Source organism: Catellatospora methionotrophica (assembly GCF_011297335.1).
Taxonomy (GTDB): Bacteria; Actinomycetota; Actinomycetes; order Mycobacteriales; family Micromonosporaceae; genus Catellatospora; species Catellatospora methionotrophica.
The window spans coordinates 1-21,234 of the sequence record NZ_JAAOTJ010000024.1; the positions used below are offsets into that span (position 1 = coordinate 1).

Consider the following 21,234-nt stretch of genomic DNA (forward strand, 5'->3'; position numbering starts at 1 on the left):
CCCGCCCCACCCGCGCCGCAACTCTTAAAGAGTTGCGGCGTCAGGAGGGTCCGGAGGCCGCGACTCTTTAAGAGTTGCGGCAGGGGGAGGTCAGGGGCCGGGGGGTCAGGGGCGGGGTGGTGGGGTCACGGCTCGGCGGAGGGCGGTTAGGCGGGTGCCGAGGCTGGCGAGGCCGCCGGGGAAGAAGTAGACGGCCAGGATGAAGATGGTGCCCAGGACGAACAGGGGCTGGGACAGGGGGCCTGCGAGCACGCCGGGTAGGGAGTCGACGGCGTCGGAGCCGCCGAAGTCGGTCAGGCGGTGGTCCAGGTAGGTGAACAGGACGCCGCCGATTACGGGGCCGAACCGGGTGCCCGGTCCACCGAGCACGACCATGACCAGCAGGGTCAGGGTCAGGTCCGACGACGCGACGTGCGGGGAGGCACCGGCCGCGAGCAGCAGGTACACCACGCCGCCGAGGGCGGCCAGCGCGCTGGACAGGGTGAAGGACACCAGCTTGAAGCGGTACGGGTCCAGCCCCAGCACGCCGATGCGCCGCTCGTCGTCGCGCAGCCCGGCGAAGACCCGCCCGGTCGGCGACTGCGCGACCCGGTGCAGCACCACCACGACCAGCGTGAGGTACGCCAGCGCGATCCAGTACAGGTTGACCGTGTTGACGACGCCGACCAGCGCGTCGGGCAGCCCGGACGAGGCCAGCGCCAGGCCCTCCTCGCCGCCGGTCAGGCCGCCCGGGTCGCGGGCCACCAGGATCGCGCCGACCTGCCCGAACGCCAGGGTGACCATGGAGAACGCGATGCCGTGCACCCGCAGCGCGACCGCGCCCAGCGCCGTGGCGACGGTCGTCGCGAACAGCACCGCCAGCAGCGCGGCCAGCGGCAGCGGGTAGCCGTACTTGGTGATCAGGATGTCGGTGCCGTAGACGCCGAGCGCGAAGTAGAGCGCGTGCCCGAACGACAGCAGCCCGGTGCGCCCGAACAGCAGGTCGTATCCGGCCGCGAGCCCGCCGAAGACCAGGCACAGCGCCAGCACCTGTAGCGCCCCGGGCGAGTTGATCGGCCCGTCGAACAGCCCGGGAATCGTGATCCCGCTGTACGGCAGCACCGCCAGCAGCGCGAACGCCGCCACCGGCCAGAACCGCTTCACCAGCGCCGACGTCGCCGGACGGGCGGGCGCGGTGGGCACGCCCGGCCGGTCCGGGGTCTGCGCCACGGGAGTCTGCGTCGCCGTCATGCTGTCGCCGCCTTTCCGGCCAGGCCCGCGGGACGCCACAGCAGCACGACGGCCAGCAGTGCGACCACGCAGATGTCTCCGGCGCCCGAGGTGCCGTAGTAGTTGACGAACTGCTGGAGCAGGCCCACCGCGACCGCGGCGATCGCCGAGCCCGACACCGAGCCCATGCCGCCGATCACGACCACGATGAAGGCGAAGATCAGCAGCGAGGCTCCGCTGGTCGGCGAGACGCTGCCGAAGTACACCCCGGACAGCGCGCCCGCGAGGGCTGCGGCGGCCCCGCCGATGGCGAAGACCAGGGTGAACGCCTTGCGCACGTCGATGCCGAGCGCGGTGACCATCTCCCGGTTCTCCACCCCCGCCCGGATGATCAGGCCGTACCGGGTCCAGCGCAGGAAGGCCAGCAGCAGGCCGAGCACCACCAGGGCGGCGACGATCAGCAGCAGCCGGTCCAGCGGCACCCGGGCTTCGGCGATGGTGACGACCTGCTGGGTCCACGACGGGCGCGGGAACGGGCGCGGGTCCGCGCCGAACCCGGCCTGCAGTGCGGCCACCCCGGCCAGCGACAGGCCGACGGTGACCAGCACCTGTTCGATGGTGCGCGAGTAGAGCGGCCGGATCATGACCAGCTCGACCAGCGCGGCGACCACGGTCCCGGCCAGCACGCCGAACGCGACGGCGAGCACGAAGCCCCATCCGTCCGATCCCGCGCCGGGCAGGTTGCCCGCGGCCCACCAGGTGGCGTACGCGCCGACGGACAGGAACAGCCCGTGCGCGAAGTTGAGCACGTCGGCGAGCCCGAACACGAGCGACAGCCCCGACGCGACGAGGAAGTACAGCGCCGCCAGGCCGAGCCCGGTGACGGTCATCAGGACGATCGTCGACATCAGTGCCCCCCGGCAGCGTTGACGGCCAGCAGAGACTTGGTGAGCGCCGGGTCGGCCAGCAACTGCTCGCCCGGTCCGGTCCAGGCGACCTGGCCCGCGGCGATGACGACGGCGTCGCCGGCGAGCCTGCGTACGACGGCGAGGTTCTGCTCGACGAGCAGGACGGGCACCGCCTGCGCGGCCCGTTCCAGAGCCTCGGCCACCTCGGTGACCACCTTGGGCGCGAGACCCTTGGTCGGCTCGTCGATGAGTAGCAGCCGGTTGCTGTTGAGCAGCACCCGGCCCAGCGACAGCATCTGCTGCTGCCCGCCGGACAGCGAGCCCGCCCGCTGCTTGGCCCGCTTCGACAGCTCGGGGAACAGGCTGAAGACCAGGTCGTAGTCGGGGGCGTCGGTGCGCTCGGCCAGCCGCAGGTTCTCCGCGACGGTCAGCCCGGCGAACACGCACCGGTCCTCCGGCACGAAGCCCAGCCCCGCCTTGACCAGCGCGTGCGTGGGCCTGCCGAGGATCTCCTCGCCGCCGAGCCGGACCGAGCCGGTCGCGGTGCCGTTGCGCGGGGTCAGCCCCAGGATCGCGCGCAGCGTGGTCGACTTGCCCACCCCGTTGCGCCCCAGCAGCACGGTCACCCCCGACGAGGCGACGTCGAAGGAGACGCCCTGCAGGATGTGCAGCCCCGCGATACGCACCGACAGGTCGGCCACCTGGAGCAGGCTCGCCGATGCGGCGTCGGCCGGCGGCCCGGCGGTCCGCTCGGCCGCCGCCGGCGCGCCGCCCGGGTTCGCCGTGCCGGTTCCGACGGCCCGCTCCTCGGCCGTCACCGTGCCGTCGGGGCCCGGCGCCCCAGCTCGCTCGGCCGTCACAAGCCCTCCCCCAGGTATGCCTCCTGCACGGTGGCGTTGGCCATCACCGCGTCGGGGGTGTCGCAGGCCAGCAGCGCGCCGTGGTGCATGACGGCGATGCGGTCGGCCAGGTCCAGGATCACGTCCATGTGGTGCTCCACCATGAGCACGCTGCGACCGCTGTGGGCGGTCAGCTCCCGGATGACCTCGACCAGCTCGGGCACGTCCTCGGCGGACACCCCGGCCATCGGCTCGTCCAGCAGCAGCACCGACGGCTCGCCCGCCAGCAGCAGCGCGATCTCCAGCTTGCGCTTCTCGCCGTGGGCCAGCGTGCCCGCGAGCGCGTCGCCGCGCGCGCCGAGCCCGACCGTGGCCAGGCACTCGTCGGCGCGCTCGGCGACCTCGCGGTAGGCCGCCGCCCGCCGCCACAGGGCCAGCGAGCCGCCGCGGTGCGCCTGAACGGCGAGGCGTACGTTCTCGCGGACCGACAGGCTGCCGAACACCGACGAGGACTGGAAGGTGCGGCCCAGGCCGCGCTGCGCCCGGCGGTGCGGGGCCAGTGTGGTGATGTCCGCGCCGTGCAGCAGGACCCGTCCGGCGGTGACCGCGCGCAGGCCCGAGATGAGGTTGAACAGCGAGGTCTTGCCGGCCCCGTTCGGGCCGATCACGCCGAGGAACTCACCGGGGTGCAGCTGCAGGGACACGCCGTCGACGATGGCGACCTCACCGATACGCCAGGTCAGCGCATCGGTGGCGAGCACCGCGGCGGAGGCTTCTGGGGAGCCGAGGCCCCGTCCGGGCCGCTGCTGCGGCGCGGGCGGGGCCTCGGTCGTACCCGTGGTGGGGTGGTCCACAGGTCAGGACTTCATCGCTACGGCGGGCGGGGTGACGTCTTCCGGCGCCAGCTCCTTGACCAGCTGCGGCTTGGCAGCCGGGCCGACACCCACGAGCTTGACCTGGAACATCGGCTGGATCATGGCGTGGTCCTCCTTGCGGATGGTCATCTTGCCCTTGACCCCGTCGAAGCTCCAGCCCTCCAGCGCGGTGACCATCTTCTCGACGTCGTCGCCGCCCTCGCTGACCGCCCGGACCACCATCTGCGCGGCGTTGAAGCCGTCGGGGCTGAACAGGTCCAGCCCACCGGTGATCTTCGCGCCGGCCGCCTTGGCGGCCTCGTTGCTGGTCGCGCCGTCGAAGTAGTGCGACAGGAAGGAGATCTTCTCGCCGGCCGCGCCGAACACCGGGTAGGACGCCTTCTGGTCCAGGCCGGTGACGACGGTGGTGCTGCCGAGCACGCCCTGCTGGTCCAGCGCGCCCCACATGGCGGTGGCGGTGGTGCCCGCCCAGGCCACGAACAGCAGGTCCGGCTTGGCCGCGTTGACCTGGCTGGCGAACGGGGTGAAGTCGGTCGCGCTGGCCGGGACCAGGATCGCCGACACCTTCGCGCCCGCGCCGCCGATGACCGCGGTCACCGCCGCCTCGTTGGCCTTGCCGAACGCGCTGTCCTGCGCGAAGACGACGACCTTCTTGTCCTTGGCGTCGCCGATGAACGACTTGGCGGCGAGCACGTCCTGGTACGACTGGCGGCCCGAGCGGAACGTGTAGCGGTTCACGCCGGTGATGCCGTCGGTGGCGGCCGGGCCGGAGATGAACAGCGTCTTGTCCTGCGCGGCGACCGGCGCGACCTGCAGGGCCACCCCGGAGGACGCCGACCCGGCGAGGATCTTGACACCCTTGCCGATCAGGTCCTTCGCCGCGGACACGGCCTTGGCCGGGTCACCGGCGTCGTCGGCCTCCAGCAGCTCGATCGCCCGGCCGTTGACCTTGTTGGTGCCGTTGGTGGCCTGGGCCAGCCCGGCCTTGAAGCCGTCGATGTACTGCTTGCCGTAGCTGGCCAGCGCGCCGGACTGGGAGTAGACCAGACCGACCTTGACCGGGGCCCCGTCCCCGCCCGTGCCCTGCGCGGCCTCCTGCGGGCTGCTGCAACCGGCCGCGGCCAGCAGGGCCGCGGCGACCGTCGAGGCAACGAACACCCGCCGGGACAACCCGGCATTATCTGCAAAAACGTGCAGTCTGCTGCGCTCGCTCACTGCATCTCCTCATTGAGTGGTCTGTCGATGCCGCGAGGTCGCTCTGTTAATGCGGTGTTGCCGGAGCGAGTCACCTCGGGGTCGCGGACCACGCTAGAGAGACACCTCACAGGCGGCCATGTGGGCGCAACCCACAACGACCGCCCATGCGGTGTAGCGCACAGCTAGAGCACGGACAGATGAACGTGGTTGGTGTGGTCGCCGGCCGGGTCGTCGCCACAGTTGCCGCCCGCCGAGCGGTACGTCTTCCAGCCCGATCCGGCCAGCCAGATCTTGCAGTACCAGATCACGTACATGACGCCGAGCCTGCTGGCGTTCTTCACGAAGAACGAGGCCAGCTTGTCGCCGTAGAGCTTGTTCGCGCCCTTGGACGAGAAGTTCTTGAACCCGTCCGGCTCCGAGGAGAAGTCGCAGGCCCGGCCCTTGGGATGCTCGTACATGTCGCCGGAGCGGTAGCAGGAGACGTAGTGGTGGAACCAGCGTTGGGCCTGCTGCAGGGCGAACAGGGTGCGCGGCGTGACGCAGCCGTTGGCCGGGGTCGGGTCGTCCACGGTGCAGCCCTGCGACGGCCAGCTGCCGTCGGAGTTGCGCTTGGCCGAGGCGGAGGTCGGCGCGTACGGGTCGACCCAGCCGTTGGTCGCGTAGCCGCCGACCGCCGACAGCGCCCGCTCGGTCGCCGCGCGCAGCTTGGTCATCTCGGAAACCTGCTTGGCCTGCTCCTTGACCCGGGCGTCGATCTCGGCCTTGGTCGTGTCGATCTCCTTGCGGGCCTCGACCAGTTCGCTGATGCGGGCCTCGTCGCGGGCCGTCATCTTCTCGAACGCCGCGGAGCGGGCCAGGAAGGCGTCCGGCGAGTTGGCGTTGAGCATGACGCCGATGACACCGAGCCGCCCGGCCTTGTAGGCCTCGGCCGCGTACTTCTGCACGCCGGTCTTGGCGCGCAGGTAGCGGTTCTCCGCCAGCACCAGCGTCTTGTTGAGCGCGGTCTGCTCCGTCTTGGCCTTGGCGAGCAGGCCCTCGGCCTCCAGGTACTGACCGGCGGCGCTCTCCAGGGTCTGGCGCAGCTGCGCGATCTTCGTCGAGGAGATCTCGTTGGGCTCGGCCAGCGCGGCGGAGGGGAACGTGGTCACCAGGAACGCTGCCGCCACGGCGACGGCGATGGCCGACACGAAACGACGCCGGGGACGGCGCACCGTCAGGGTCACGGACGTGGATCCTTCCGTCTCACGCCGCGAAGGGAAGGAACTGGGGGTGCGCGCGGCGGCGGCCGCCACGGGAGTCGGGGGCACCCGCAGACGTGCGGCCGCGAGGCAGGTTACCGCAGCGCCGCGCCGGCAGGAAAGTTGTTCATGCGAGCAACACGCTGCGTACCAGCCCAAACACCGCATCGTCACGGCACACGACGAGACCGTTGCGCGGGTGCACCGGGTCGTAGTCGGCGCCGTCGAACTGCTTGACCACGCCGCCGGCCTCGCGCATCAGCAGCGCACCCGGCGCGTGGTCCCACGGCTTGGCCCGCCAGAACAGCGCGAAGTGCCGGGTCTGCTGCAGCAGTTCCGGGTACTCCCGCGCGGCGCAGCGCATCCCGGGGATCGCCTCGGAGAGGTTCGGCAGCCGGGACTCCAGCTGGTCGCGCAGGTCCGGCGGCAGGAACCTGGTCATCACGACGCCACGCAGCTCTTCCGGAGCGACCGGGGTGTGGTCCAGCACCACCCGCACGCCGTCGACATAGGAACCGGCTCCGGCCTCGGCCGCGGCGACGGTTCCGGGGACCGGTTCGTAGATCACCGCGAGCACCGGCACGCCGCCCCGCATCAGGGCGACCATCATGCCGAACGGCTCCTGCCCGGCGGCGAAGTTGCCGGTGCCGTCGATCGGGTCGATCAGCCATACCGCGCCGTCGTCGTCGAGGCGGGTGAGCACGTCCGGGTCGGCCGCGACGGCCTCCTCGCCGACCACCAGCGAGCCGGGCAGCAGCGCCGCGAGCCGTGCGGTCAGCATGACCTCGGCCTCACGGTCGGCGACCGTCACGAGGTCACCGGGGCTCTTCTCGACGATCTCCCCGTCGGCCAGGTTGCGGAACCTCGGCAGAACCACCGTCTCCGCGGTCTCCCGCAGAATCTCCACGATCCGGTCAATCATCGCCGTGCCCCGATCCTGGTGGGTTTATGATCGTCCAATGTTCGCACGGAGGACGAAGCGTCTCATCGCCACCGCAGCGCTGGTGGCCGCGCTCACCGGTGGGGCCCTGGCCGGTTGCAGCGGCGAAGGTGCGACCAGCACCTGCAGCACGACCGGCTGCACGATCACCTTCGAGCGCAGCGTCACCAACGCCAAGATCTCCATCCTGGGCGTCGAAGTGCAGCTCGTGAGCGCGAACCAGGATTCGGCGACGCTGAAGGTCGCCGGGCAGGAGGTCACCGTGCAGCGCGGCAACGGCGTCAGCGTCGGCGACTTCACGGTCAAGATCACCGAGATCACGGACAGCCAGGTCGTGGTGCAGGTCGACCGCGGCGGAAACTGACCCGGTCAGCTGCGCCGACCCCCGCCCACGACGCGGTCGCCACGGGTTAATCTCGTACGCGACCGGCTGCGCCAGCAGCCCAAACCTGGCGCGGAGCGCCCCGGAACACGGTGGTCGACAATGACTGGCAACCCCTCCACTCCCCCCGTCTTCGTGCACCCGAGCGCCGATGTCGAGGAAGGCGCGCAGGTCGGCGCCGGGACCAAGATCTGGCACCTGGCGCACGTGCGCAACAGCGCGACGATCGGCGCGGGCTGCGTGATCGGCCGCAACGTGTACGTCGACGCCGAGGTCGTGATCGGCGACCTCGTGAAGATCCAGAACAACGTGTCGGTGTACCACGGCGTCACCATCGAGGACGAGGTCTTCGTCGGCCCGTGCGTGGTCTTCACCAACGACCTGCGGCCGCGCGCGCAGAACCCGGACTGGCAGATCACCCCGACGCTGATCAAGCGGGGCGCGTCGCTGGGCGCGAACGCCACCATCGTCTGCGGCACGGTCATCGGCGAGCACGCGATGGTCGCCGCCGGTTCCGTGGTCACCAAGAGCGTCGCGCCGAACCAGCTCGTGGCCGGCAACCCTGCCCGGCACCTGGGCTGGGTCGACGAGAAGGGCCAGATCGTGTCCCGCGACGCGGAGCGGCCCACCGGCCTGTGACGAAGGCCGGAGCATGACGACCAGCACCGTGCGCGGCCGGCCACCCGGGTGCCCGGCCGCGCACGGTGTGCTCGGATCAGCCCGACAGGCCCGCGATGATCGCCGACACCAGGCGCGGCACGTAGTCGGCCGGCACCGGGTTGCGGGTGACCGCGAGGTGCCAGTACACGGGGCCGACGATCAGGTCCACCGCGACGTCGGGATCGGTGTCGGCGGGCAGCTCGCCGCGCTCGACGGCACGGCCGATCAGCAGCGCGCCGACCTCGTGCTGGTTCGCGCGCAGCGCGTGCTGCAGTTTCTCGCCGATCTGCGGGTTGCGGGCAGCCTCGGCCAGCAGGTCTGGAATGACCTGCGAGGCCAGCGGATGCCGCAGCGCCCGGGTGAGGATCTGCAGGAAGATCATCAGGTCGCCCTGCAGCGTCCCGGTATCGGGCAGCGGCAGTTTCTGGCCCGCCAGGCCGGACACGATCTCCAGCACCATTTCGAGCTTGGAACCCCACCGCCGGTAGACGGCGGTCTTCGCCACACCGGCGCGCCGGGCCACCGCCTCGATCGACAGCCGGCCGTAGCCGACCAGGGCAAGCTCCTCCACCACCGCGGCCTGGATCGCCTCGGTGATATCCCCCCTCAACACGGCCGCCCCCGCGGGGACGCGCCTACTCTCAGCCAGCACGTGCATACGATAGCGCAGCGACGCAACGGTTGCGTCGCGACGCGCGGCCGACTAGCATCACTTTTACGTCGATACGGTGGCGTCTCTTCCTTGACGTCGGCTACCGTGTGTGACCGCCACTCATCCCCAGTCTGGAGATCGGAGCCCTTACCATGGCAGAAGCTGTGGTGACAGAGCCTTATCCCGCCCTCGCACCGGCCCAGCTCGCGGCGATGCACGGCCTGCGGGCCGCGGGTGACCGGCCTGGACTGCGCGAGTACGTACGCTCGCTGTGGGCCTACCGGCACTTCATCATCGCGTTCGCGAACGCACGCAACGTCGCGACGCTGACCACCGCACGGCTCGGACAGCTCTGGCACGTACTGACCCCGCTCACCAACGCCGCGGTCTACTACCTGATCTTCGGTGTGATCCTGGGCACCAGTAGCCGGATCGAGAACTTCGTCGCCTACCTGTGCTGCGGCATCTTCATCTTCGGCTACACGTCGGCGGTGGCCTCGGCGGGCACGGTGGCCATCACCAGCAACCTGAACATGATCCGGGCGCTGCAGTTCCCCCGGGCCAGCCTGCCGCTGTCGGTCACCATCACCCAGTTCCAGCAGTTGCTCGCCTCGATGGCGGTGCTGATCGCGATCGTGCTGGTAACCGGCGAGCCGCCGCGGCTGGCCTGGCTGACCCTCATCCCGCTGCTGTTCCTGCAGACCGTCTTCAGTGGCGGCCTGGCGCTGCTGCTGGCCCGCCTGGGCTCGAAGATCGTCGACCTGAAGCAGATCATGCCGTTCGTCCTGCGCACCTGGCTCTACGGATCGGGCGTGTTCTACAGCCTGACCACCGCGACCGACAGCATGCCGACCTGGGCCTCGACGCTGCTGCACCTCAACCCGATGCTGGTCTTCATCGAGCTGGCCCGCGAGGCGCTGATCACGACCACCCCGGCGTCCCACTTCTCGGTGTCCTCGATGTGGGCGGTCGCCGCCGGCTGGGCGCTCGTCATGGGCGCGGCCGGCTTCCTCTACTTCTGGCGTGGCGAGAAGGAGTACGGCCGTGGCTGAGACCAGGATCCCCACCGTCGTCGTGGACGACGTGCACATCGTCTACCGGGTGCACGGCGCGGCCAAGGACTCCTCGCCGCTGGGCGCGCTACGCCGGATCGCCTCGCGCGGGCCGTCGGCGACCGTGCGCGAGGTGCACGCGGTCAAGGGCGTCAGCTTCACCGCCCACGAGGGCGAGGCCGTCGGCCTGATCGGCACCAACGGCTCGGGCAAGTCCACCCTGCTGCGGGCCATCGCCGGGCTGCTGCCCGCCACCAAGGGCGCCGTCTACACCAAGGGCCAGCCCTCGCTGCTCGGCGTGAACGCGGCCATGATGGCCGACCTGTCCGGCGAGCGCAACGTGGTGCTCGGCTGCCTGGCGATGGGCATGCCCAAGGGTGAGGTGCGCGCCAAGACCCAGGAGATCATCGACTTCTCCGGGATCAACGAGCGCGGCGACTTCAGCTCGCTGCCGATGCGTACGTACTCCTCGGGCATGGGTGCCCGCCTGCGGTTCTCGATCGCGGCGGCCAAGAAGCACGAGGTGCTGCTCATCGACGAGGCGCTGGCCACCGGTGACGCCAAGTTCCGCAAGCGCAGCGAGGACCGTGTCCGCGAACTGCGGGCCGGCGCGGGTACGGTTTTCCTGGTCAGCCACTCCCTGAGCTCGGTTCGCGACACCTGCGACCGGACGATCTGGCTGGAGTCGGGCGTGATCCGGATGGACGGCCCGACCGACGAGGTGCTGGCGGCGTATGAGGAATTCAGCACCGCCAAGTGAGTCTCACCAGCGAATATAGAATCGGACTCACCATCGGTACGGGTCCGTTGAACAGCACGGAAAAGGAAACGAGGAGGACCCCTTGAACGGAAAGCCCATCCCCCCGGCACGACCGGTGATCGGTGAGGCCGAGATCGAAGCCGCCGTGCGCGTCCTGCGCAGCGGCATGGTCGTGCAGGGCCCCGAGGTCAAGGCGTTCGAGGACGAGTTCTCGACCCTGGTGGACGGCCGTCACAGCGTCGCGGTGAACTCGGGCACGTCCGCCCTGCACCTGGCGCTGATCGCGATGGGCGTCGGCCCCGGCGACGAGGTCATCGTGCCGTCGTTCTCCTTCGCCGCCTCCGCCAACGCGGTACGCCTGGTCGGCGCCGAGCCGGTCTTCGCCGACATCGAGGCGGGCAGCTTCTGCCTCGACCCCGACGCCGCCGCGGCCGCGATCACCCCGCGCACCGTCGCGATCATGCCGGTCCACCTGTACGGCCACCCCGCCGCGATGGACCGGATCATGGCGCTGGCCGAGCGGCACGGCCTGGCCGTCCTGGAGGACGCCTGCCAGGCGCACGGCGCCGCGCTCAACGGCACCCCCGTCGGCGCGTTCGGCATCGCCGGCACGTTCAGCTTCTACCCCACCAAGAACATGCACTCGCTCGAAGGCGGCATGATCACCACCGCCGACGCCGAGTTCGCCCGCACCCTGCGCCTGCTGCGCAACCAGGGCATGGAGCAGCGGTACGCCAACGAGATCGTCGGCGCGAACATGCGGCTCACCGACGTCGCCGCGGCGGTCGGCCGGGAGCAGTTCAAGCAGCTCCCGCAGTGGACCGAGCAGCGCCAGTCCAACGCCAAGTTCCTCGACTCGCGGATAACCACCGTGGTGACCCCGCCGGTCGCGGACAACGCCAAGCACGTGTACCACCAGTACACGGTGCGGGTCGAGGGCGGGCACCGGGACGCGCTGCAGGCGGGCCTGACCGAGAAGGGCATCGGCAGCGCGGTGTACTACCCGACGCCGATCCACCGCCTCAAGCCGTACCTGACGGCCGAGGGCAAGGTCAACACGGCGTGGGACCTGCCGGAGACCGAGAAGGCGGCCGCCGAGGTGCTGTCGCTGCCGGTCTTCCCGTCGCTGACGGCGGAGGAGCTGGAGTACATCGCCGACGGCGTGAACACCGTGGCAGGTCGGCTGTGAACGGCGAGCGTAAGCTGCGCGCCGGTCTCATCGGCCTCGGCGCGATGGGCCGCAACCACGCCCGCGTGCTGTCCGGCCTGGCCGGGGTCGAGCTGGTCGCGGTCGTCGACCCGATGGGCGACAGCACCGGCACGCTGCGGGTGCCCGTGGTCCCCACGGTCACCGAGCTCATCGCGCTGGGCATCGACTACGCGGTGATCGCCTGCCCTACCGCGCTGCACGAGGAGGTCGGCCTGGAGCTGGCCGCCAACGGCGTGTGCGCGCTGATCGAGAAGCCACTGGCCCCCTCGATCGAGGCCGCCCGGCGGCTGGTCGACGCCTTCGAGTCAGCCGGCCTGGTCGCCGGTGTCGGTCACATCGAGCGCTACAACCCGGCGCTGCAGAGCCTGCGCTCCCGCCTGGAGGCGGGCGAGCTGGGTGAGGTCTTCCAGGTGGTCACCCGCCGGCAGGGCCCGTTCCCGCACCGCATCGCCGACGTGGGCGTGGTCATGGACCTCGCCACCCACGACATCGACCTGACCAGCTGGGTCACCGGCCAGTCGTACGTCTCGGTGTCGGCGCACACGGTGTTCCGCAGCGGACGCCCGCACGAGGACATGGTCGCCGCGGTAGGCCAGCTCGCCGACGGTTCCATGGTCAACCACCTGGTGAACTGGCTCAGCCCGCTCAAGGAGCGCTCGACGGTGATCACCGGCGAGAAGGGCTGCTTCGTCGCGGACACGCTCACCGCCGACCTGACCTTCTACGCCAACGGTGCGATCACCACCGAGTGGGAGGCGCTGCGCTCCTTCCGCGGCGTGGCCGAGGGTGACATGATCCGGTTCGCCATCCCGAAGCGGGAGCCGCTGCTCGTCGAGCACGAGCGCTTCCGTGACGCGGTGGAGGGCAAGCCCAGCGACATCGTGACACTGCGACAGGGTCTGCGTACGGTCGAGGTGGCCTCGGCTGTGCTGCGTTCGGCCCGGTCCAAGTCCACGATGCAGCTGCCCGCCACGACGTAGCGGGTGCAGCCAGCCCATTGCTGGAAACGACGGTGATGCCGATGGCCCACCAGCGACCCGCCCACCAGGGCAGGGGCGTTGGCGGGCCATCGGCTTGATGATTATCAGGCTCACGGAGGACCGCATGGCATCCCATGTCCGCCAACCACGGCTGGTGGTGGTCGTCGCCAACGACATCAGAGGAGACTCCCGGGTTCAGAAGACGGCGATCGCGGCGGCACGCGACGGCTGGGACGTCACGATGGTGGGCCGCACCGACGGCACCGAGATCGAGCACACGACCATGGGTTCGCTGAAGGTCGTCCGGGTCCCCGTGGTCGCCGCCCGGCAGCAGAGCCGACTGGGGCGCACCGCCGACCGGCTCGCCAGGTCCGGCTCGGGTGCCGAGAACCGGTCCCGCGCCCGCGGCGTCGCCCGCGTCGGCGAGCTGGGCATGCACTTCGCCCGCCGGGTGGTGGGCAAGGTGCGCCACGAGGTCCGCCAGATCCGGGCAAAGCGCACCGCGCAGGCCGCGCCGACCGGCGACTGGCGGCGCGACTGGCCGATGCTGGTCCAGCTCGACCGCTCGTTCGTCCCCGTCATCGTGGACCTCGCCCCGGACGTCATCCACGCCAACGACATCGGCACGATCGTCGTCGCCGCGCACGCCGCCGACCAGCTGCGGGCCGCCGGCCACAACTGCTCCTGGCTCTACGACGCCCACGAGTACGTGCGCGGGGTCCAGTGGCCCAACCGCATGCAGGCGTCCGGGTGCATCTCCGCCGAGCGCGAGTTCATCCACCAGGCCGACGCCGTCGTCACCGTGTCGACCCAGCTGTCCGACATGCTGCGCAGCGACCACGACCTCTCGGTGGCCCCGATCGTCGTCGGCAACTCCCCGGTCCGCGAGATCATCAAGCCCACGGCCCGGCTGTCCGTACGGACGCTGTGCAACCTGTCCGAGGACACCCCGCTCATGGTGTACGCGGGGTGGATGGGCAAGGAGCGCGGCCTCGACATCGTGATCGCGGGCATGGCCAAGCTGCCGGGATACCACCTGGCGCTGGTCGTCGGCCGGAGCAACCCGCTGCTGGCCCAGCTACTCCAGCAGGCCGAAGAGGTCGGCGTACGCGAACGCGTCCACCTGCTGCCCTACGTGCCCCAGCACGAGGTCGCCGCCTACCTCAACTCGGCCGACCTGGGCCTCATCCCGTTCCGCCGGGTGCCCAACACCGAGATCTCCCTGCCCACGAAGATCTCCGAGTACCTGCACGCCCGCCTGCCGCTGGTCACCAGCGACGTCAAGGTGGTCCGCGCGTTCGTGGAGGACAACGGGATCGGCGAGGTCTTCCCGGCCGAGGACGCCGACGCGTTCGCCGAGGCTGCGGAGAAGGCGTACGCGCAGCGCGCGGCCCTGCGGGCCAGGATCACCGAGCCGATCCTGGACGAGCTGTCCTGGGAGTACCAGAGCCGGGCCCTGCTGCGCCTGTACCGCGACCTGTCCGCGCAGTCGCCCAGCGAGACCTTCGACCTGCCCTGGGACTCCCAGGAGGAGGACGAGGAGACCCTCGCCGAGCAGTACCTGACCGGCGACTGGCGGGAGATCGGCGACACCCGGGTCCGGCTCGGGCTCGGCCCGGCCAACTACGCCGGACAGGGCGCGGCCTTCGCCAAGGCGATCTGCCGGGAGAGGCCCGACGTCTCGGCCGAGGTCGTCATGGTCCGGCAGGCGGCGTCCTTCGGCTTCCCGGCCAACGTGTACCTGGACGTGAAGCGGCTCTCCGACTTCAACGTGCAGTCCCAGCAGATCCACCGGATCATCGGCCGGTACACGCACGTGCTCGCCGATGCCTTCATGCCGGTCTTCGGCCACCTCAACGGCACCACCATCGAGGGCGACCTGCCCATGCTGGCCCGCGCGGGGGTGAAGGTCGCGATCCTGGCCCATGGCAGCGAGATCCGCGACCCGCGCCGGCACCTGAAGAACCACGAGTTCTCGCTGTTCCGGGACGCCCCCGACGGCATCGCGGCAGCGCTGACCAAGAAGACCCGGCGCAACCAGAAGATCGCCGACTCGTGCGGGCTGCCGCTGTTCGTCACCACCCCCGACCTGCTCGACGACCTGCCGACCGCCACCTGGGCGCCCCTGGTCATCGACATCGAGCTGTGGGCGAACGACCGCCCGGTGATGGAGCGCAAGCGCCCCATCGTCATGCACGCGCCCTCGCAGCGCTGGACCAAGGGCACCGACCGGATCCTCCCGGCGCTCACCAGGCTCCACAAGCAGGAGGTCATCGACCTGCGGCTGGCCGAGGGCCTCCCGTGGGCTCAGATGAAGGAACTGGTCCAGGAGTCCGACATCGTGCTCGACCAGTTCACCACCGGCGCGTACGGCACGCTCGGCTGCGAGGCCATGGCTGCGGGCAAGCCGGTCGTCGCGTACATCAGCGAGCGGGTGTCCCAGGCGGTGGGCCCGGACCTGCCCATCGTCCGGGCGACGCCGAACAACCTGGTCAGCGTCCTGGAGTCGATGCTCGGCGACCGGGCCGGCACGGCTCGGATCGGATCGGCGTCGGCCGCGTTCGCACGCGAGTTCCACGACGGCCGCCGGACCGCCGCCGCACTGGCGACGTTCCTCGGCTGACCTGCGCCGCGGCCCGGTGGCGCAACGCGACATCGGGCCGCGGCACTGGACCAGGGGCCGAGCCCCTGGTCACCGCATATTGCCGATGGGTAACAGATCCCGGCCGCCGCCCCCCGCGCAGGGCCCTGCCCCGGCTACCATCGCCCCAGCTTTCACGCGCGTCATGTCGCCCCCACGGCAGGAGTACCCCATGTCAAAGCTCCGGCGTCGCGCCGTGCTGGCGGCAATGGCCTCGGGCCTGGCCGGCGGCACCTTCCTGACGACCACCGGCAGCCCTGCCCCCCGGCCCCGCGGCGGCCGCGCCGTGCCCGGCGACGTGCCGGTGCCCGCCCCCGCCCCGGAACCCGCCCCCGCGCCCACCCCGGCCGTCACCGAGGCGAAGCGCCGGGGGTTGCCCGGCCACGGATGGAAACTGACCGACCCGGGCATCCGGGCATCGTCCGACAAGCGGCTGGACATCACCGGGTACGCGTCCTCGACCAGTGTGAACCTCGGCGAACGACTCGAATTCCACGTCTCGATGGCGGCCCGCGGCCGCTACCAGATCGACATCTTCCGGATGGGGCACTACGGCGCCGAGGAGGCCGGCTGGCTCGGCGCCAGCCCGGTGCTGGACGGCGTGCGGCAGACGGTCCCCTCGCCGCGGGCGGGCTCCGGCTCCATCACCTGCGAGTGGCCCTCGGTCTGGGCGCTGACCGTGCCCCGGGACTGGATGTCCGGCAACTACCTCGGCGTGCTGACGACGGAGGACGGCTGGCGCAGCTACGTGCCCTTCGTGGTGCGCGACGACGAGCGCCGGGCCGAGCTGTGCGTGGTGGCGCCGACCACGACCTACCAGGCGTACAACCTGTGGCCGAAGGACATGCGCAAGGGGAAGAGCCTCTACTACGGGTACGCGCTCAAGGCCACCACCGAGGGGGCGACGCCGACCAGGCAGCTCGACTACACCGTGCGCGCCGTGGAGGTCTCCTTCGACCGGCCGTACGCCAACGCGGGCAGGCCGTCGAACATCGACCTGGACTGGACCTTCGGCGCGTGGGCGGAGGAGTCCGGCTACGACGTCGTCTACGCCACCTCGCAGGACCTGCACGAGGGCCGCATCGACCCCTCCCGGTACGCGGCACTGGTCTTCGCCGGGCACGACGAGTACTGGTCGCGTGAGATGCGCCAGCGCGCGACGGACGCCGTGGCGGCCGGAACGAGCCTGGTCTTCCTGTCGGCCAACAACGTCTACTGGCACGTGCGGCTGCCCGAGGTGGGCGACGGCCGGACCGGCCGGCTGCTGACCTGCTACAAGGGCCGGTCCGACGAGGGCGGCGAGCTCGGCGAGCGCACCGGCCTGTGGCGGTCCGCCCCCGGACCCGAGGATCCCGAGCAGCGGCTGCTGGGGGTGCAGTTCAACGGCATCCTGGCCCGCCCGGTGCCGCTCGTGGTGCAGGGCGCGGACCACTGGTTCTGGGCCGGGACCGAGGTGCAGGAGGGGGACCGGATCGAGGGCGTGGTCGGCGCGGAGGCCGACGGCGTCAGCCCCGACGTCGCCCACAGCCACGGTACGCAGACGCTGCTGGCCGCGTCGCCGTACACGACCACCAGCGGTGTCGAGCGGACCCAGCACACCAGCCTCATCGAGGCGCCCAGCGGCGCAATCATCTTTGCCGCAGGCTCCCTGATCTGGTCGCGCTTCCTGGGCGCCGAGGGCGACGACCGGATCCGCCGGGCGACGGGCAACCTGCTCGACCGCGTCCTGGCCAGGCGCCGCGCACCGCTGACCTGATCCTCGGCTACACCACGGCGCGCAGGTACGGGATCTTCCCGGCGACGATCGACAGCGCGAACGCGGTCACCAGCACCACCACGTAGGCCCCGGCCGACCAGGCCAGCGACGTGCCCTGCGCGACTGCGGGGACGAACCGCATCACCACCTCGAACACCAGCATGTGGATCAGGAAGACGCCGAACGACGCGTCGGAGAGCTGCTTGAGCCTGCGCCCGCCGCGCTCCGAGACCGTCCACCGCGCGCCCAGGCCCAGGGCGACCACGAACAGGCACCCGGAACCGATCGTGGTGGCCAGCCCGCTCGCGGTCACCGGGAACACGGCCTGCAGCCACGGGTAGTCGGGGCGGACACCGTACTGCCAGACCACTTCGGCCTGCACCACGACCGCCACCAGCGCGGCCAGCGCGATGCCCCGCGGGCTGGGCACGACCTTGCGCAGTGCCCAGCCGGCCAGGAAGAAGCCGACGTAGGGGAACCAGATGTTCCAGGCGCCCAGCGTGATCGGGCGGCCTTCGCCGAGCATCGCCGCGACGCCCGGGGTCATGTACGCGCCCACGCTCCACAGCACCGCCACACCCGCGATGATCTTCGCTCGGCGCTCGCCGCCGTCCCTGAGGAACGCGGCCAGCACCGGCGCGATCAGGTAGAGACCGGCGATCAGCCAGAGGAAGTAGAGCGCGGTGTAGACCCTGGCGTCCAGGAAGTTCACCGCCAGCCGGCCCGGCCCGGGTCGCTCACCGTGCATCATCATGCGCACCAGCACCAGGTACACGACGTGCCAGAAGATCATCGCAGGCAGGATCCGGGCGAATCTCTTGCGGTAGAACTCCGCCGGACCGGCCGCGTGGGCCCTGGGCGAGAGGATCAGCGCACCGCTGATCATGATGAAGACCGGCACGCACCAGACCACACCCAGGTCGATCGCCGTCGCGATCCACCACTGGGTGTTGCCGCGCATCTCGCGGTTCCCGACGATCTCGCCGAAGACGTGGATCGCCACGACTCCGCAGATCGCCGCGACGCGGAGGGCGTCGAGTCCATGGTTGCGTCCAGCGGGGCGGTCCGCCGGGACCGGCGGGGTGACCGGCGCGACGTCGACGACGGGGGTGTGCACCGGTGCATCCTATGGGCCAGCCCGCGGACGGCCAAGATGTTGATCATGCAAAAGTGGCCCTGTCAAGGGCATTCCGGCCGGACCGGGCCTGCCTGCTCCACTCGCACCCGCGCTGCCCGCAGGGGCGGTTACCCTACACACGTCAACGGCTTGAGCGATGCGATGTGGCGAGGCGATCATGGAGCAAGGCGGCGTTGCGGGGACCGGGGCCTACCGGGGTCGCGTGGTGATGCTGGTGGACAACGGCGTCAAGGGTGACTCGCGGGTGCAGAAGCAGGCCCGCTCCGCGGCCGACGCGGGCTGGGAGGTCGTCCTGCTGGGCATGGCGCCCGGCCAGAAGGTCGTGACCTGGAAACTCGGCGAGGCCGACGTGCGGCTGGTGCCGATGCCGCGCACGTTCACCGCACGGGCCAACGGGTGGGTGCGCCGCAAGGCGTCCGGTGCCAAGCGCCGCGTCCTGGGCGCGAAGCCGCCCGCTGCCGCGCCCGCCGCGGCGCAGCCCGCCGCCGCCGCTGCCGCACCGGTCGCCGCCGCCGCGCCTCGCAAGCGGAGGCTGGACGGGATCCGCACGGCCGGGGAGAAGGTCACCCACGGCGTGCGGCGCGGCTGGGACAACACGGCCCTGGTGGTCTACAAGGGCGTGCTGGGCGACCGCGCCTGGCAGCGGCTCGACCCGCAGCTGTGGAAGTTCGAGGTCGCGTTCGGCCACGTGATCGACTCACTGAAGCCCGATCTCATCCACGCCAACGACTTCCGGATGCTGGGCGTGGGCGCGCGCGCCACCCGGCGGCTGCGCGCCGCGGGCCACCCCGTGAAGCTGGTCTGGGACGCGCACGAGTTCCTGCCCGGCCTCAACAGCTGGGTGGACAACCCGCGCTGGCTGCCCGCGCAGGTCATGCACGAGCGCTACTACGCCCGTGAGGCCGACGCGGTGGTGACCGTCTCCGAGCGCCTGGCCGAGATGCTGCAGCAGGAGCACCGGCTGCCCGCACTGCCCGCGGTGGTGCTCAACGCCCCGAACGCCGAGGTCCCCGACACCAGCGGTGAGCAGATCCCGGACCTGCGCGAGAGCTGCGGCGTCGGACCCGACGTGCCGCTGCTGGTCTACAGCGGCGCGGCCGCCCCGCAGCGCGGCTGCGGCATCATGATCGAGGCGCTGCCGCACGTGCCGAAGGCACACGTGGTCTACGTCGTGGGACGCCCGCAGTCGGGCTACATGAAGCAGCTCATGGCCCGCGCCGAGGAACTGGGCGTCGCGGACCGGGTGCACATGGTGCCCTACGTCCAGCACTGGCAGGTGGTGCGGTTCCTGTCCGGGGCCGACGTGGGCGTGATCCCGAACCACCACTTCCCGAACAACGAGATCTCGCTCAACACCAAGTTCTTCGAGTACTCGCACGCCCGGCTGCCGCTGGTGGTCAGCGACGTGAAGATCATCGCCGACACGACCCGCTCGACGGGGCAGGGTGAGGTCTTCCGGGCGGGAGACCTCACCGACTACCTGCGTGCGCTCGACATCGTGCTGGCCGACACGCAGACCTACCGGTCCGCGTACGACAAGCCGGGTGTGCTGGAGAAGTGGACCTGGGAGGCCCAGGCCCGCGTCCTCGACGACGTCTACGCCAGGCTGCTGCCCGGCAGCCCGCCCGCCAGGAACTGAACCACCCGCTCGGCCGCGCGGCCGTCGCCGTAGGGCAGACCGCGCGGCGCGGCCGGGGCGGGCCGGGTGGCGGTGTCGATCCACTCCTGTGCGCTCAGCGCGGACGGCCGCGCCACGAGCCGGTTCCAGTCGCCCTCCAGCGTCTCGATCCACTCCGTCTCGGTGCGCAGCGTGGTGCACGGCCGGTCGAGCAGGTAGGCCTCCTTCTGCAGGCCGCCGGAGTCGGTGACGACGCCGACCGAACCGATCACGGCCGCGACCATGGCCGCGTAACCGAGCGGACGGCCCACGTGCACGGAGCCCTGGGCGAGCTTGAGGCCCTGCTCCCCGGCCTTGGCCACCAGCCGCGGGTGGGCCAGCAGCGCCACCGGCAGGGGCAGCGCGGCCAGCGACGCGATCAGCTCGGCCAGCAGCCTGGGGTCGTCGGTGTTCTCCGCGCGGTGCAGCGTGGCCAGCAGGTACGGCTGGGTGGGGTCGATGCCCGGCGGCAACTGCGGCTGCGGGTGCTGCCCGGCCCGCACCGCGTCGCGCATACGCAGGCAGACGTCGACCATCACGTCACCGGCCAGCACGGACTTGCCCGCCAGGCCCTCGGCGGCGAGGTGGCGCATGGCTTCCTCGGTCGGGGCCAGCAGCAGGTCGGCAGCGTGGTCGGTGAGGACCCGGTTGTGCTCCTCCGGCATACGCCGGTTGAACGAGCGCAGGCCCGCCTCCAGGTGCGCCACGGGCAGGTGCTGCTTGACCGCGCTCAGCGCCCCGGCCAGGGTCGAGTTGGTGTCGCCGTACACCAGCACCCAGTCCGGGCTCTCGGCCGCGAGCACCGGGTCCAGGGCCGCCAGGGTGTTGCCGGTCTGCACGCCGTGGCTGCCGGAGCCGATACCCAGGTGCACGTCGGGGTCGGGGATGCCCAGGCCGGAGAAGAAGACGTCGGACAGGTTCACGTCGTAGTGCTGGCCGGTGTGCACGATCACATGCTTGTGGTCCGTCTTCGCGAAGGCAGCGGCGATCGGAGCGAGTTTGACCAGCTGAGGACGTGCCCCGACGATGCTGACAACCTTCATGTCGGTCTCCTGAGTTCGAGGGTGCGCCTGGGGAGGGCGGGGTGCGATCGAGCCGACACGTACGATACGTGGCCCGACCGGCTTCGACAAAGATCGA

General features: G+C 71.0%; 19 protein-coding genes. 9 read left to right on the forward strand and 10 right to left on the reverse strand.

Annotated features, from left to right (window positions below; genetic code table 11):
• Window positions 1-105: 105 nt before the first annotated feature.
• The 7 genes from HAV40_RS33170 to HAV40_RS33200 form a co-directional block, all read right to left on the reverse strand.
• Window positions 106-1,230 (reverse strand): branched-chain amino acid ABC transporter permease, encoded by a 1,125-nt coding sequence (locus HAV40_RS33170; RefSeq protein WP_166388242.1) that lies wholly within the window; start codon window positions 1,228-1,230, stop codon window positions 106-108.
• Window positions 1,227-2,117: a branched-chain amino acid ABC transporter permease gene (locus HAV40_RS33175; protein WP_166388243.1), complete on the reverse strand. Its 891-nt coding sequence runs from the start codon at window positions 2,115-2,117 to the stop codon at window positions 1,227-1,229. Before HAV40_RS33175 ends, HAV40_RS33170 begins: the two co-directional genes overlap by 4 nt.
• Window positions 2,117-2,827, reverse strand: a complete 711-nt coding sequence (locus HAV40_RS33180) for an ABC transporter ATP-binding protein (protein ID WP_166388298.1) — start codon at window positions 2,825-2,827, stop codon at window positions 2,117-2,119. Before HAV40_RS33180 ends, HAV40_RS33175 begins: the two co-directional genes overlap by 1 nt.
• Before the next feature lie 146 nt (window positions 2,828-2,973).
• Window positions 2,974-3,717: an ABC transporter ATP-binding protein gene (locus tag HAV40_RS33185; protein ID WP_166388299.1), complete on the reverse strand. Its 744-nt coding sequence runs from the start codon at window positions 3,715-3,717 to the stop codon at window positions 2,974-2,976.
• A 96-nt stretch (window positions 3,718-3,813) separates the two neighbouring features.
• Window positions 3,814-5,001 (reverse strand): substrate-binding domain-containing protein, encoded by a 1,188-nt coding sequence (locus tag HAV40_RS33190; RefSeq protein WP_409365017.1) that lies wholly within the window; start codon window positions 4,999-5,001, stop codon window positions 3,814-3,816.
• Window positions 5,002-5,210: 209 nt separating this feature from the next.
• Entirely contained in the window at window positions 5,211-6,251 is a 1,041-nt protein-coding gene (locus tag HAV40_RS33195; RefSeq protein WP_166388244.1) for a coiled-coil domain-containing protein, read from the reverse strand.
• Window positions 6,252-6,393: 142 nt separating this feature from the next.
• On the reverse strand, window positions 6,394-7,188 hold the full coding sequence (locus HAV40_RS33200; RefSeq protein WP_166388245.1) for an inositol monophosphatase family protein: 795 nt from the start codon (window positions 7,186-7,188) through the stop codon (window positions 6,394-6,396).
• Window positions 7,189-7,225: 37 nt separating this feature from the next.
• On the opposite strand from HAV40_RS33200, the gene HAV40_RS33205 reads away from it, so the two are divergent.
• Together HAV40_RS33205 and HAV40_RS33210 are read left to right on the forward strand one after the other, a co-directional pair.
• Window positions 7,226-7,570 (forward strand): hypothetical protein, encoded by a 345-nt coding sequence (locus HAV40_RS33205; protein WP_166388246.1) that lies wholly within the window; start codon window positions 7,226-7,228, stop codon window positions 7,568-7,570.
• Window positions 7,571-7,690: 120 nt separating this feature from the next.
• Window positions 7,691-8,227 carry an acyltransferase gene (locus HAV40_RS33210; protein ID WP_166388247.1) on the forward strand — a complete coding sequence of 179 codons (537 nt, stop codon included), beginning with the start codon at window positions 7,691-7,693 and terminating at the stop codon, window positions 8,225-8,227.
• Window positions 8,228-8,303: 76 nt separating this feature from the next.
• Here HAV40_RS33210 and HAV40_RS33215 read toward each other — a convergent pair whose 3' ends face one another.
• Entirely contained in the window at window positions 8,304-8,900 is a 597-nt protein-coding gene (locus HAV40_RS33215; protein WP_166388248.1) for a TetR/AcrR family transcriptional regulator, read from the reverse strand.
• A gap of 152 nt (window positions 8,901-9,052) precedes the next feature.
• Between HAV40_RS33215 and HAV40_RS33220 the strand changes: the two genes are divergently transcribed.
• The 6 genes from HAV40_RS33220 (at window position 9,053) to HAV40_RS33245 (ending at window position 17,299) form a co-directional block, all read left to right on the forward strand.
• Window positions 9,053-9,952 (forward strand): ABC transporter permease, encoded by a 900-nt coding sequence (locus HAV40_RS33220; RefSeq protein WP_166388249.1) that lies wholly within the window; start codon window positions 9,053-9,055, stop codon window positions 9,950-9,952.
• Window positions 9,945-10,712, forward strand: coding sequence for an ABC transporter ATP-binding protein (locus HAV40_RS33225; protein ID WP_166388250.1), 768 nt, complete (start codon window positions 9,945-9,947; stop codon window positions 10,710-10,712). Before HAV40_RS33220 ends, HAV40_RS33225 begins: the two co-directional genes overlap by 8 nt.
• Before the next feature lie 82 nt (window positions 10,713-10,794).
• Window positions 10,795-11,901 carry a DegT/DnrJ/EryC1/StrS family aminotransferase gene (locus HAV40_RS33230; protein ID WP_166388251.1) on the forward strand — a complete coding sequence of 369 codons (1,107 nt, stop codon included), beginning with the start codon at window positions 10,795-10,797 and terminating at the stop codon, window positions 11,899-11,901.
• Window positions 11,898-12,902 (forward strand): Gfo/Idh/MocA family protein, encoded by a 1,005-nt coding sequence (locus HAV40_RS33235; protein WP_166388252.1) that lies wholly within the window; start codon window positions 11,898-11,900, stop codon window positions 12,900-12,902. Before HAV40_RS33230 ends, HAV40_RS33235 begins: the two co-directional genes overlap by 4 nt.
• A gap of 124 nt (window positions 12,903-13,026) precedes the next feature.
• A complete protein-coding gene (locus tag HAV40_RS33240) occupies window positions 13,027-15,525 on the forward strand; it encodes a glycosyltransferase (protein ID WP_166388253.1) in 2,499 nt (832 codons plus the stop codon).
• 190 nt (window positions 15,526-15,715) lie between these two features.
• A complete protein-coding gene (locus HAV40_RS33245) occupies window positions 15,716-17,299 on the forward strand; it encodes a N,N-dimethylformamidase beta subunit family domain-containing protein (RefSeq protein WP_203672049.1) in 1,584 nt (527 codons plus the stop codon).
• 7 nt (window positions 17,300-17,306) lie between these two features.
• On the opposite strand, the gene HAV40_RS33250 is transcribed toward HAV40_RS33245, so the two are convergent.
• Window positions 17,307-18,416 (reverse strand): acyltransferase, encoded by a 1,110-nt coding sequence (locus tag HAV40_RS33250; RefSeq protein ID WP_166388254.1) that lies wholly within the window; start codon window positions 18,414-18,416, stop codon window positions 17,307-17,309.
• 229 nt (window positions 18,417-18,645) lie between these two features.
• Here HAV40_RS33250 and HAV40_RS33255 point away from each other — a divergent pair, with 229 nt between their 5' ends.
• On the forward strand, window positions 18,646-20,076 hold the full coding sequence (locus tag HAV40_RS33255) for a glycosyltransferase family 4 protein (RefSeq protein ID WP_166388302.1): 1,431 nt from the start codon (window positions 18,646-18,648) through the stop codon (window positions 20,074-20,076).
• Here HAV40_RS33255 and wecB read toward each other — a convergent pair.
• Window positions 20,034-21,137: a non-hydrolyzing UDP-N-acetylglucosamine 2-epimerase gene (gene wecB / locus HAV40_RS33260; RefSeq protein WP_166388255.1), complete on the reverse strand. Its 1,104-nt coding sequence runs from the start codon at window positions 21,135-21,137 to the stop codon at window positions 20,034-20,036. The two genes, HAV40_RS33255 and wecB, sit on opposite strands and share 43 nt — an antisense overlap.
• Between the last annotated feature and the right edge of the window lie 97 nt (window positions 21,138-21,234).

Bases quoted from the DNA above. Each gene is read 5' to 3' on its own strand.
- HAV40_RS33255 (WP_166388302.1), top strand. From the start codon at position 18,646: ATGCTGGTGGACAACGGCGTCAAGGGTGACTCGCGGGTGCAGAAGCAG.
- HAV40_RS33175 (WP_166388243.1), bottom strand. From the start codon at position 2,117: ATGTCGACGATCGTCCTGATGACCGTCACCGGGCTCGGCCTGGCGGCG.
- HAV40_RS33210 (WP_166388247.1), top strand. From the start codon at position 7,691: ATGACTGGCAACCCCTCCACTCCCCCCGTCTTCGTGCACCCGAGCGCC.
- HAV40_RS33205 (WP_166388246.1), top strand. From the start codon at position 7,226: ATGTTCGCACGGAGGACGAAGCGTCTCATCGCCACCGCAGCGCTGGTG.
- HAV40_RS33240 (WP_166388253.1), top strand. From the start codon at position 13,027: ATGGCATCCCATGTCCGCCAACCACGGCTGGTGGTGGTCGTCGCCAAC.
- HAV40_RS33170 (WP_166388242.1), bottom strand. From the start codon at position 1,230: ATGACGGCGACGCAGACTCCCGTGGCGCAGACCCCGGACCGGCCGGGC.
- HAV40_RS33220 (WP_166388249.1), top strand. From the start codon at position 9,053: ATGGCAGAAGCTGTGGTGACAGAGCCTTATCCCGCCCTCGCACCGGCC.
- HAV40_RS33245 (WP_203672049.1), top strand. From the start codon at position 15,716: ATGTCAAAGCTCCGGCGTCGCGCCGTGCTGGCGGCAATGGCCTCGGGC.
- HAV40_RS33200 (WP_166388245.1), bottom strand. From the start codon at position 7,188: ATGATTGACCGGATCGTGGAGATTCTGCGGGAGACCGCGGAGACGGTG.
- wecB (WP_166388255.1), bottom strand. From the start codon at position 21,137: ATGAAGGTTGTCAGCATCGTCGGGGCACGTCCTCAGCTGGTCAAACTC.